Origin of the sequence: Labrys okinawensis, assembly GCF_002982075.1 — a bacterium.
Classification (GTDB): Bacteria; Pseudomonadota; Alphaproteobacteria; order Rhizobiales; family Labraceae; genus Labrys; species Labrys okinawensis_A.
Window position 1 is genome coordinate 185282 of record NZ_PUEJ01000011.1, and the last position, 12408, is coordinate 197689.

Consider the following 12408-nt stretch of genomic DNA (forward strand, 5'->3'; position numbering starts at 1 on the left):
ACCGCGCCTGGTTCGAAGTTTATTCGGACGAGGACACCTATCGGACCGGCAGCAAGGAATGACGATGTCTGATCAACTGCGACACCGCCCCTCCATTCATGATCTCAAGCCCATCGCTGTGCCGAAAATAGGCCATTGGATCGGAGGCGCGATTCTGGCGGTTTTTGCGGTCATCTTCCTGCAGGTCCTTGTCACCAACAAGAACATGCGGTGGGACGTCGTCGCCGAATATATGCTGAACCCGGCGATCTTGTCGGGCCTGGGCATGACGCTCTTGCTGACGTTCCTCGCCATGGTGCTCGGTCTTGCCATCGGTGTCCTGCTGGCGATCATGCGCTTGTCGGGCAGCTATGTCTTTCAATGGGTGAGCTGGGGCTGGATCTGGTTCTTCCGCGGCGTGCCGCCATTGGTCCAGATGATTTTCTGGTACAATTTGGCGCTGCTGCTGCCCGAGGTCTCAGTCGGCATTCCGTTCGGCGGGCCGAAACTCTTCGCCTGGAACACCAACGAACTCATCACCCCCTTCAGCGCCGCAATCATGGGCCTTGCTTTTACCGAAAGCGCCTATGCCGCCGAAATGATCCGGGCCGGCATTCAGGCCGTCAATGCCGGCCAGACCGAAGCAGCCGCCACGCTCGGAATGACACGCGGCCAGACCTTGCGTCGCATCGTGCTGCCTCAGGCACTGCGCATCGTCATTCCGCCGATCGGCAACGACACGATCTCGATGTTGAAATTCACCTCGCTCGTGTCCGTGCTGGCGCTACCCGATCTGCTCTATTCGGCCCAGATGGTCTACGCGCGCACCTATCAGACGGTGCCGCTGCTGCTGGTTGCAACGATCTGGTACTTGGTGCTCACAACAGTGCTGACGGTCGCGGAACATGCCGTCGAGCAGCGATTGAAATCCGAACGCGGCGCCGGCTCGAAAAAAGCGAGAGGCTCTTTCGCCTTCCGTCTGTTCGCGCGCCAGCAGGAGGCCCTGTGATGAACGAGCATGCGAATGTCCAGCCGCTTCTGAAGGTCGAGCGGCTCCGCAAGAGTTTTGCCATGCACGAAGTGCTGCAGGGCATCGACCTTGCGGTGACCCGCGGCGAAGTGACGTGCATCGTCGGTCCGTCAGGCTCGGGCAAGAGCACGCTGCTGCGCTGCCTCAACTATCTGGAAAAGCCCACGGGCGGCGCGATCTTCCTCAATGGCGAGCCTGTCGGCGTGCGCTGGAAGGGCGACAAACTCTATGAGATGAGCTTCAACGAACTCGCCCGCCAGCGCCAGCGCATGGGCATGGTCTTCCAGGGGTTTCACCTCTTCCCGCACAAGACGGTGCTGGAAAACGTCGTCGAGGCGCCGGTCCTGGTCAAGCGCGTGCCGCGTGCCACGGCGATCGAAGAGGCGATGGTGCTTTTGGAGCGCGTCGGCATGAAGGAGCGCGCGAGCTATTATCCCACCCAGCTTTCCGGCGGCCAGCAACAGCGCGCGGCCATCGCCCGTTCGCTGGCGATGAAGCCGGACGTGATGCTGTTCGATGAGCCAACGTCCGCGCTCGACCCCGAACTTGTCGGCGAGGTCCTCGCCGTGATGCGTCAGTTGGCGGATGACGGCATGACAATGGTGGTCGTTACGCATGAAATGGGCTTTGCCCGGGACGTCGCCGACCACCTGATCTTCATGGATGGCGGGGCGATTGTAGAGCAAGGGCTCCCAGCCGACGTCCTGACGCGCCCGCAGCACGAGCGCACCCGGGCCTTCCTGGCACGTGTTCTCGCTGACGCCTGAAGCGTCAGCCAAGCGTGCGCGAAAGAGCCGATGCGGTGAAAAGATCCAGATGTGCGCCGCCGTTGTTCTTGAACACGGTGATCTGGTTGGCGCTGGTGCGGCCTTGTGTTTTCCCCTGGACAAGTTCGAAGAGGTCGGCCTTCACGGCTTCCCAGGTGATGGCGCCGGACGTGACGGCCTGAGCAAGGTCACCGCCGCCTTTCATATTGATGCGAGTATCGACGAAGATCGTGCCTCGCGACAGCGCGGTATCGTCTGCTTCCCGCAGCGTCGGCAGATAGGCGCCCACGAGGTCGAGATGGGTGCCTGGCCGCAGGAGTTCGCCCCTGACCAGGGCCTTGTCGGACATGGTAACGCAGGACACGACATCGGCGCGGGCGATCGCACCGTCGAGATCTTTACCGACCGTGGCGTCACGGCCCTTGGCGCGCAGTTGAGCGACGACTGCCTCGGCCCGCGCTGCGGTGCGGTTCCAGACCGTGACACGACGCAGCGAGGGCCGGGCCGCCAGATGCGCCTCGGCGAAATGCGGTGCCAGCGCTCCGGCTCCGACGATCAACAAATCCTCGACGTCCTCCCGCGCGAGGAGAAGCGAGCCGAGGGCGGAATCAGCCGCTGTCTTACGCGCCGTCATCGCCGCGCCATCCGCAGCGAGAAGCGGAGCACCCGTTGTGCCGTCGAACAGAACCACCAAACCTTGAACGGCGGGCTGCGGCGGCTGGAGAGCCGCGTTCTTCGCGAAGACACCGACCATCTTTACCACGATCGGCCCACCGGGTGCCCAGCCGGGCAGAGTGACGAACTGCGCTTCACCACCAGCGGGATCGGACTGGACCACAACCTCCGAACTCGGCACCGGGCCAAGATGAGCCTCGCGCAGCGCCTCGATCAAAAAAGGCCAGGGAAGGGCCGCGTGAACCGCGGCCATATCGAAAACCCGCATGTCGAACCCTTCAGATCTTGATCGTGTAGGTGACCAGATGGCTTGGCGTGACCAACTGCGACAATGCTAGAGGGCGATGCTGCGCATCGGTGACGACCTTTTCGATCCGGTAAACTGGCTGGACAGCACTAATCGCGAGGGTGGTACGCTCGGCTGGCGAGGCGAGACCAACATCGATCTGCCGTTCGGCATGAGCCGGCTCGATGCCGTTGTCGCGCAATGCCGCGAAAAAAGACCCACCGGCGGCGACCGGCTCGATCACCTCGGGAAAACGCTTTGCATCAAACCAGAGCGTTTCCAGGGTCATTGGCCTGCCGCCGTCTTCCAACAGGCGGTCGAAGCGGATGAGAGCCTCGGCCTGCAGGCGGTCGCGAATGGCCGGGGCCTTTGGATTGTCCTCGCGCGCGAGAATGCGGTGGCCGCTCTTCCGGCCGAGGCCATCCATGGTTTCGGAAAAGCCGGAAAGAGAAACCAATGTTTGTTGCACCTTGCGCGGCTTGATCACGGTGCCGCGGCCCTGCTGCCTCTGCAGGCGACCGTCGGCGCACAGATCACCGATCGCGCGCCTGAGGGTGATCCGGCTGACGCCGTAGAGAGCCATCAGCTCGAGCTCCGAGGGCAGGAAGCTGCCCTCGGCGAACTGGCCGGATTCGATCCCGGCCAGAATCGAACGCCGGACTTGTTCGTAGAGCGGCAAGAGGTGTGATTGCTTGTCCATCCGCCCTATCCAGCTCGATCAATAGCTGATCTTCTTCATATAGCGCCGGCCTTCGAGCATCGCATGTTTGCGCAGGTCGGCGATCTTATAGGCAAAACGCCAGAGCGTGTCGAAGAAGATCAGTGGCACCAAATTGCCGCGGAACTGCGGGTCTATGCCGGAAAGATCGAGCTTTTCGGCGTCCAGGACCAGGATGTTCTCCGCGCTGCCGAAACGATGCAGGAACTCGTCGGCGCGTTCTTCGAGACGTCGCGTGCTGTCGAGGCCTTTCATGAGGATGAAGGCGCGATCCTTGTCCAGAACCTCGAAGGGGCCGTGGAAGAATTCATTGGCGTGGATCGCCTGGCTATTGATCCACTGCATTTCCATGAGCACGCAGATGGCGAAGGAATAGGCCGCGCCGTAGCTCGCGCCACTGGCAACCGTATAGACGACATCCTGCTTGGCAAAGCGCGGCGCATAATCTTCGAACATCGGTGCAAGAGCGACCTGCGCCCGATCAATGGCGGGCTGCAGGGCGAGAACGCTCGTGATCAGGGTCTCGATGAGGTTCTCGCCGCCAGTGAGGGCGACCAGGCCCATGACGATCTGGTAGATCCGCGAGTAGTTGCTGTTTTTGGCGTCGATCGGCACCCCGGTGGTGTAGGGCGCCTCGAAGCCGACGACATGGTCCACCGTCCTGGCGAGCGGAGAGGCCGGATCGACCGTCAGGCCGATGGTTGTCGCCCCCCTGGTGCGAGCGAATTCGGCGGCGGCCGTCGTTTCCTTGGTCGTGCCGGTCATCGAGCACAGAACCACCAAAGAGTTCTTGTCGAGAGAGCGCGGCCCGCGGGCAACGAACTCGGCGGCGTTGTAGACATCCGACGGCAGCGGCGAATGCTGATCGAGCAGGAACTTGGCTGGATACATGATCGACAGCGAGCCGCCGCAGGCCACGAAGAACACGTGCTTGACCGATTTTGCCTCGAAGGCACCGAGCGCCGAAACAACGCCGCCATCAAAGGCTGAGGGGAGGGACATGGCCGTACCTTTCTATATGACGTCCTAATACGTATTATGTTCAGACCGGCTGGGTCAAGCGAACTTGACATCCTTCGCCAAATTTTGCGAACGTTCTCACATTCGAGTGTGAAAATGTCATTATGCAGTGGACGACAGGGTGGGATTGGACGTGACGGACACCTACGACGCCTTGATCGTGGGCGGCGGCATCATCGCCGCAGCGGCAGGTCAGCACCTGACGGCGGCAGGCTATCGCACCTTGCTCGTCGAGCGCGACGATTACGGTTCGGGCACCTCCAGCAAGACCTCGAGGTTGCAACATTGCGGGCTTGGATATTTTTCCGGCGCCACCGGCTCGATCGCCGCGTTTCTGGCCCGGCCGCGCACTGTGATCGAGTGCTTCGACCTCATGCGCCGCGCGATGCAGGCGCGGGCTGAATTCGTCCAAGCGGCACCCGAGCGGGTAAAGCCCGTCACCTTCATCGTTCCGCTGACACGGGAAAACGCCATTCCGCCTTGGAAGGCCCGGCTCGCCTTCCGGCTGATGGCGGCAGCTGATCGTGGCAAGGTGGCGCTGGATCTTCGCCTTCTTCCCGCCCAGGAGGCACGGGCGCATCCCGCTCTCGAGGGCATGGCGGGACTTCAAGATATTCGCGGCGCGATAAGTTTCACCGAGTACCAGTATCATTGGCCCGAGCGCATCGTGGTCGACACCGTGATGAAGGCCCGGGCTATCGGTATGGAGGCGCTGAACCATACGGCAGTGGCGGCTCTCATGCGTGAGGGCGAGCTTTGGGGGGTGAGATTGACGGGGGCGGAGGGCGCGCGCGAGGTGTCTTCGCGTGCGGTGATCAACTGTGCGGGCGTATGGGTGGATGAGATCATCGCGCTTGCCGGGGCGCCGCATATTCGCAAAAATACCGGCGAAAAGGGCACGAACATCGTCGTCCGGTTGCCGCAGAGGCTGCGCGGCATCGGCTTCGAGACTGTCACCGTGGCCGGCGCGCCCTTCTACTTGATTCCCTGGGGTGAGCTTCACTACGCCGGTCCATGGGACTCTCCCTCCGGCGGCGGACCCGACGGGTTCCGCGCAACCGAAGCAGAGATTGCCGCCATCCTTGCTCAAATCGGGCGGCTGTTTCCCGGTTTTGGGCTGAGGCGCGAGGACGTGCTTTACGCCTGGGCCGGCGTTCGGCCTCGCAGTCTCGCCAGCGACGGCAAAAGTTCTTCAGCTGCAGTCCGCGCGCATGACCTTACTGATGAGGGCTTGCCGAACTTCTTCACGTTCACGGGCGGGCTGCTGATGACTCACCAAGACGCCGGACGGAGGCTTACGCGTGCGGTAGCTCGCCGGCTGAAACCGTCCGGCCCTCCGCGTCCGCTCGACAAAGGGGCGTTTCGCATCGCGGATATAGACCATGTTACGGAGACCTCCGTCGCCCAGGCCGTGCTGCACGAGCAGGCTCGCTCGCTCTCCGATATTCTGCGCCGCCGTCTTCGCGTGGGATGGGAGTCGGATCTTGGCTTGTCCCATGCGGAGACGGCGGCAAAATTGGCTGCCCCGCATCTCGGCTGGACGCCGGAAGAGGTGGCAGCCCAGATAGCCCGCTTTACCGAGGAAACCGTCGCGGACTTCACCCTGCGAGCGCCATTGCCTTGATCCGGAAGGAAGAGGGCGCGCGACTCGAAGTCATCAATCGTTTTGAGAACATTCTCATATTATTGTGGAAACAGGCTTGAAATCACCACCTCTCGGGCCATCGAGGAGAGGAAATCCAATGGCGCTCGACGAACGCAATATCAGTGCGATGAACTTCCACTACGTCAGGCATACGATGGATCGGTTTCTGGCCGATGTTTGTGATGCCGGGGTTTCTCGCATCGAACTCTGGGCGGCCGCCCCGCACTTCTACATTGGTGACAAGACGTTGGCGGATGCGCGGGCGCTGGGGCGCAAGGTGCGCGGCATGGGCCTCGATATCGTCGCTTTCACGCCGGAGCAGTGCATCTATCCCATCAACATCTCGGCGAAGGAGCCGGAACTTCGCGACCGTTCGGTACGCTATTTCCTGGAGTCGATGGAATTCGCCGTCGAATGTGGTGCACCGGCCCTGCTGGTCACGGCGGGTGGCGGCTATCGCGACGAGCCGGCTTCGCTGGCGCTAGAGCGCTGCATCGATTCCATGGGCATTCTCTGCGACCGCGCGCGCAGGCTCGGTGTCGATCTTTGGATGGAGTCTTTGCCGGATTCCTTTGCCAACATCATTCGTTCGGCCAAGGAAATCCGGACGTTGATGGATGCGCTCGCGAGCCCCGTGCTCCACGCCGTGTATGATGTCGCGGGCGCCGTGATGACGCATGAGCGAGCCGAGGACTATTTCACGCAACTCGCGGGACGGGTCGCGCATGTGCATTTCACCGACTCCGATGCTGAAGGCAGTCATCTCGCCTGGGGCGAGGGCATCGTCGATCTCGACGGACTGATTGCTTATCTTCGCAGTCAGCACTACGAGGGATCCCTAACCGTTGAGCTGACCAACTGGAAATACAACGTGGATCCCGCCCCACCGCTAAAGCAATGCGTCGAGGCGATGCGCGAGGCCCTGCGCCGGGCATAGGCAGATCAAAAGGTACTCGCCGTCAATTTGACGACCGGGAGCCTTGGAGAAATCGCCCCTCCTGTTCGCCATGCAACGGATCGTCCTCGGGATCGAGACCGAGAGCGATTTCTTCCGCGCACCGGCACGGATGGCATTTTGCGTTTTCCACCTGCAACTCGAGGGTAACCGACGGCCGAGGGGAGTGCGGGGGGAACTTCCGATGTCGTACTCCTCTACTACCCGCGCTGCGGAGAACGGGCCTATAAGGTGATGCTGGTGGGGTGGGTGGAAAAGGAATATGCTCGCGACAGAGCATGAAATGCCGCCGTTCTGGCCAATGAAATCTGGGAGGGATTCGTGGTCGAGATTATTTCCAAGCGGGATGGCCCGCGCCGGGAGGATGCCGCCTTTCGCAGGCTTCTGTCGGAAAACCGTTCGACCATCACGCGTCTTGCCGATCAGTTCAGCGCGGGCGCCTATTCCGCGAGCAAGGCGGCCAAGCCGAAACCCCAGCCCCAAGGCCTTATCTTCCACGACATGGGCACGGGCGCTCCCCCCCGGGAACCGCTCCCCCGGATACGCGTCAGCCTCAACGGCCGTGTCATCGTGGTGGATGAGAACACCAGCCGCCAGCTTCATCATCTCGGCCAGGTCACGGCTCGCGACGGAAGCGAGACCTTCGTGCTGGCGACGAGCGAGAATGGTTTCTTTGCCCCGCTCGACGAGCCGATCGCCACCCGGCTCGCCGATCTCGATAATCAAACATTGTCCGGCGACCGTATGGAAGAGTGGCTCGTCGCCGAGATCGGCCGCCGGCTGGAACTGGAATGAACGCCGGAGCCTCGTTCTCGCATGTCCACGGGCCTTGCGAGGGCGGTGCATTCCTCGTGGCCTTGCCACCTGCTGCATGGCGTCGGCATGTCGTGTCCTGCATTATCGCCGCCATCCGATTGGAACTCCCATGAACTAGAGGTGCCACTCGAGAGAGCAATGTGAAGCACGCATGACACGCGATATCGATCTGGACGACATCCGCACCAGCGTTGCCCAATCCGGTCGACAGGCCCGAAGCCTGTCGGTGGCGAATCTCGACTATGACGAACGACGGACCATGCGGGCCTGGGAGAATCTGCTCTCCGGTGCTTCGGACAAGGATCGCGCGCGTTCGCCGGTCCGCTCCCTCATTCGCGATTCCTGGCACCGCTGCGCCACCGGCGGTATCGACGCGCAGCAGAATGAGGCCCCCCTCAGGGGAGGGCGCGACGAGGTCGAGCATCTGGCCTATCTCAACCGTGAACTGCTGGAAGCGGCGCGCCGATCCTTCTTCACCATCGGCCGGTTGCTCGAGGGCACCGGCGCCATGCTGGTTCTCGCCGATGGCGAAGGCACCCTCATCGATACCGTCGGCGACGAACGCACTTTGCGCGACGGCATGGACATCCATTTGGCGGTCGGCGGCAAATGGACCGAGGATGTCGTGGGCACCAACGGCATCGGGACCGCACTCTGGGCCGGTGAACCCGTCTTCGTGCATGCGGCCGAGCATTTCTGCGCGGGCATCAAGGCCTGGACCTGCGCCGGTGCCCCGGTGCGCGATCCTTTCGATGGGCGCATCATCGGCGTGGTCGACCTTTCCGGCCATCCCGATATCTTCAGGCCCCACAACACTGCTCTGGTCGCGGCGGCTGCGCGGGAAATCGAGAAGGCCCTGGCCGACCAGCAGAGCGAGGAACGCACGCGTCTCCTCGAAGCCTTCATCACCTCGGCGCCGCGCTATCGCCGTTCCGACGGATTGATGATCGTCGACCGTCATGGCCGGGTGATCTACAAGGCCAACCTGCCCAGGCCGATCGAGGGCGGTTTCCTCGCCTCCTTCTCGGGCGCTCCGGCCCGAAGGCTGGTCGAACTGACGGCCGCCGACAGCCTGGATGGGCTGGTCAGCCAATTGCCGCAGGAATTTCAGAGTTGCCATGTCAACCGGCTGGAGCTGGACGGAGACCTGCGGGGAGCGGCGCTGGTGTTTCCGCCCGTTGCGTCGCCGAGCCTCGTACCGGCCGTCAATCCGGCCTCCACGCGTCTCAATCAGGCCAGGGCCGCCATTATCGGCGAAAGTCCCGCCTTGCGCGCAGCCGTCGACATTGCCTGCCGGGTGGCGCAGTCCAATGACGTCACCTCCGTGCTGATCGAAGGGGAGACGGGCGTCGGCAAGGAGCTGTTCGCCAGGCTCCTTCAGCAGGGCAGCCCGGCAGGGGCGAATGCTCCGTTCATTGCCCTCAATTGCGGGGCCATCACCCGGGAACTGTTCGGCAGCGAGTTGTTCGGCCATGCGCCCGGCGCCTTCACCGGCGCCAGCCGCGAGGGCAAGCCGGGTGTGTTCGAGCTTGCGAATGGCGGTGTGCTGAGCCTCGACGAGATCGGGGAAATGCCCCTGGATATCCAGCCCTTCCTGTTGCGCGTGCTCGAGGACCGGGTGGTGACCCGCATCGGCGACAGCCGGCGCCGGCCGGTCGACGTGCGGCTGGTGGCTTCGACCAATCGCGAACTGAGGCAGGAGGTGGAGGCAGGGCGCTTTCGCCGGGATCTCTTCTATCGCATCAGCACGGTATCGATCCGCGTGCCGCCCCTGCGCGAGCGCGGGGAGGACATCGTGCTGCTGCTCGATCACTTCAACCAGAAGATCGCTGCCCGCATGCAGATGGAGCCACTGGCGTTCACGCCGCAGGCGCTGGATCATCTCATGGCCTATCACTGGCCCGGCAATGTGCGCGAGCTGCGCAATCTGGTCGAGAAGCTGCATGTGCTCAGCAATGGCGGCAGCGTCGGCGTCGCCGACCTGCCGGCAGAGCTCACCCGCGCCGCCGCAAGCAATGATCGGCCTGTGCTCGCTTCGTCACCCCTGGCGGGGACGGGAACACTGGAGGAGGCCGAATGCCAGGCGATCCGTCAGGTTCTTGCTGCCGAGCACGGCAATCTGAGCCGGGCAGCCCGCCGGCTCGGCGTCTCTCGTCCCACGCTGTACCGCAAGCTGGACCAGTATGGCATTCGCCGCGGCTTCTTCTGAATTCTCGTGAGTTTGCTTGGCTTGCGGGCAGAAGCGGCGCGCTGGTTCTTGGCCCTCCCCCTCCAGGGGAGGGTATTGCCACCCATGGAGGGCTGCGCCGCAAGCCTTCACGCGCGGTTCTCCGATCGGGTCACGCCAGATCGAAGCGGTCGGCGTTCATGACCTTTGTCCAGGCTGCGACGAAGTCGGTGACGAACTTGGCGTTCGCATCGTCGCTGGCATAGACCTCGGCCAGCGCCCGCAGCTGGGAGTTGGAGCCGAACACCAGGTCGGCCCGGGTGCCGGTCCACTTCACCTCGCCCGTGGCGCGATCGCGGCCCTCGAACACGTCCTCGGCCGGCGAGGTCGCCTTCCAGGCCGTGCCCATGTCGGTGAGGTTGACGAAGAAGTCGGTGGTCAGCGCGCCCGGCCGGTCGGTCAGCACGCCATGCTGGGAGCCCCCGGCATTGGCCTCGAGCACGCGCAGGCCCCCGACCAGCACCGTCATCTCCGGCGCCGTCAGGCCCAGGAGCTGGGCCTTGTCGATCAGCAGTCCCTCGGCCGGCACGCTGTAGGTCGTCTTCAGATAGTTGCGGAAGCCGTCCGCCACCGGCTCGAGCACCGCAAAGGCGTCGACATCGGTCTGCTCCTGGCTCGCATCGGTGCGGCCGGGCGCGAAGGGCACCGCCACCTCCTGGCCCGCCTTGCGGGCCGCCTGCTCGACCGCGGCATTGCCGCCCAGCACGATCAGGTCGGCCAGCGAGATCTTCTTGCCGCCGGCCTGCGCCGCGTTGAAGCCCTGCTGGATCTCCTCCAGCACGCCGAGCACCTTGGCCAGCTGCGCCGGCTGGTTGACCTCCCAGTCCTTCTGCGGGGCCAGGCGGATGCGGGCGCCATTGGCCCCGCCCCTTTTGTCGGAGCCGCGGAAGGTCGAGGCCGAGGCCCAGGCGGTGGAAACCAGCTCGGCGGTCGACAGGCCCGAGGCCAGGATCCTGGCCTTGAGCTCGGCCGCGTCCTGCTCGTCGATCAGGGCATGGTCCACCGCCGGCAGCGGATCCTGCCAGATCAGCTCCTCGGCCGGAACCTCCGGGCCGAGATAGCGGGCGCGCGGGCCCATGTCGCGATGGGTCAGCTTGAACCAGGCCCGGGCGAAGGCGTCGGCGAAGGCATCCGGGTTCTCGAAGAAATGCCGGGAGATCTTCTCGTAGGCCGGGTCGAAGCGCAGCGCCAGGTCCGTGGTCAGCATCGCAGGGGCATGGCGCTTGGAGCGGTCATGCGCATCCGGCACCGAGCCGGCACCGGCGCCGTGCTTGGGCTGCCACTGATGGGCCCCCGCCGGGCTCTTGGTCAGCTCCCAGTCATAGCCGAACAGGTTCCAGAAGAAATTGTTGCTCCATTTGGTCGGCGTCGAGGTCCAGGTCACCTCCAGGCCCGAGCCGATGGTGTCGCCCCCCTTGCCGGTGCCGAACTGGTTGTGCCAGCCAAGGCCCTGCAGCTCGATGCCGGCCGCCTCCGGCTCCGGCCCGACATTGGCGGCGTCGCCCGCGCCATGGGTCTTGCCGAAAGTGTGGCCGCCGGCGATCAGCGCCACCGTCTCCTCGTCGTTCATCGCCATGCGGGCGAAAGTCTCGCGGATGTCGCGGGCCGCCGCCAGCGGGTCGGGATTGCCGTTGGGCCCTTCGGGATTGACATAGATCAGGCCCATCTGCACGGCGGCGAGCGGGGTCTCCAGATCGCGGTCGCCGCTGTAGCGCTTGTCGTCGAGCCAGACATTCTCGCTGCCCCAGTAGACGTCCTCTTCCGGCTCCCACACGTCCTCGCGGCCGCCGGCAAAGCCGAAGGTCTTGAAGCCCATCGATTCCAGGGCGCAATTGCCGGCCAGGATCATCAGGTCGGCCCAGGAGATCCGGTTGCCGTATTTGCGCTTGATCGGCCAGAGCAGGCGGCGGGCCTTGTCGAGATTGACGTTGTCCGGCCACGAGTTGAGCGGAGCGAAGCGCTGCTGGCCCGCACCCGCGCCACCGCGACCGTCGCCGGTGCGGTAGGTGCCGGCGCTGTGCCAGGCCATGCGGATGAAGAGCGGGCCGTAATGGCCGAAATCGGCCGGCCACCACTCCTGCGAATCCGTCATCAGCGCGAACAGATCCCGCTTCACCGCCGCAAGGTCGAGCTTCTTGAACTCCTCGGCATAGTTGAAGCCCCGGCCCATCGGATTGGACAGGCTCGAATGCTGGTGCAGGATCTTCAGGTTCAGCTGGTTCGGCCACCAGTCACGGTTCGAGCGAACCTCAAAACCGGGACGCGCTCCATGCGCTACCGGGCACTTGCC

At 63.8% G+C, this 12408-nt stretch carries 10 protein-coding genes; 6 read left to right on the plus strand and 4 right to left on the minus strand.

The window, feature by feature from the left end:
• The first annotated feature begins 64 nt into the window (after nt 1–64).
• Entirely contained in the window at nt 65–988 is a 924-nt protein-coding gene (locus tag C5L14_RS25425; protein WP_105864862.1) for an amino acid ABC transporter permease, read from the plus strand.
• Entirely contained in the window at nt 988–1776 is a 789-nt protein-coding gene (locus tag C5L14_RS25430; protein WP_181161324.1) for an amino acid ABC transporter ATP-binding protein, read from the plus strand. Before C5L14_RS25425 ends, C5L14_RS25430 begins: the two co-directional genes overlap by 1 nt.
• A 4-nt stretch (nt 1777–1780) precedes the next feature.
• Here C5L14_RS25430 and C5L14_RS25435 read toward each other — a convergent pair whose 3' ends face one another.
• From C5L14_RS25435 to C5L14_RS25445, 3 genes are read right to left on the minus strand one after another with little or no spacing between them, the layout of a single operon-like run.
• Nucleotides 1781–2719: an ornithine cyclodeaminase gene (locus C5L14_RS25435; RefSeq protein ID WP_105864864.1), complete on the minus strand. Its 939-nt coding sequence runs from the start codon at nt 2717–2719 to the stop codon at nt 1781–1783.
• A 10-nt stretch (nt 2720–2729) separates the two neighbouring features.
• Nucleotides 2730–3437, minus strand: coding sequence for a GntR family transcriptional regulator (locus C5L14_RS25440; RefSeq protein ID WP_105864865.1), 708 nt, complete (start codon nt 3435–3437; stop codon nt 2730–2732).
• A gap of 18 nt (nt 3438–3455) precedes the next feature.
• Nucleotides 3456–4457 carry an SIS domain-containing protein gene (locus C5L14_RS25445; RefSeq protein ID WP_105864866.1) on the minus strand — a complete coding sequence of 334 codons (1002 nt, stop codon included), beginning with the start codon at nt 4455–4457 and terminating at the stop codon, nt 3456–3458.
• A 151-nt stretch (nt 4458–4608) separates the two neighbouring features.
• Here C5L14_RS25445 and C5L14_RS25450 point away from each other — a divergent pair, with 151 nt between their 5' ends.
• From C5L14_RS25450 to C5L14_RS25470, 4 genes are all read left to right on the plus strand, one after another.
• Nucleotides 4609–6099, plus strand: coding sequence for an FAD-dependent oxidoreductase (locus C5L14_RS25450; RefSeq protein ID WP_105864889.1), 1491 nt, complete (start codon nt 4609–4611; stop codon nt 6097–6099).
• A gap of 118 nt (nt 6100–6217) precedes the next feature.
• Nucleotides 6218–7057 (plus strand): sugar phosphate isomerase/epimerase family protein, encoded by an 840-nt coding sequence (locus C5L14_RS25455; RefSeq protein ID WP_105864867.1) that lies wholly within the window; start codon nt 6218–6220, stop codon nt 7055–7057.
• 339 nt (nt 7058–7396) lie between these two features.
• Nucleotides 7397–7870, plus strand: a complete 474-nt coding sequence (locus C5L14_RS25465; RefSeq protein ID WP_105864869.1) for a hypothetical protein — start codon at nt 7397–7399, stop codon at nt 7868–7870.
• A 172-nt stretch (nt 7871–8042) separates the two neighbouring features.
• Nucleotides 8043–10100, plus strand: a complete 2058-nt coding sequence (locus tag C5L14_RS25470) for a sigma-54-dependent Fis family transcriptional regulator (protein WP_105864870.1) — start codon at nt 8043–8045, stop codon at nt 10098–10100.
• Nucleotides 10101–10230: 130 nt separating this feature from the next.
• Here C5L14_RS25470 and katG read toward each other — a convergent pair.
• The coding region (gene katG, locus C5L14_RS25475; RefSeq protein WP_105864890.1) for a catalase/peroxidase HPI at nt 10231–12408 on the minus strand (2178 nt) is incomplete at its 5' end.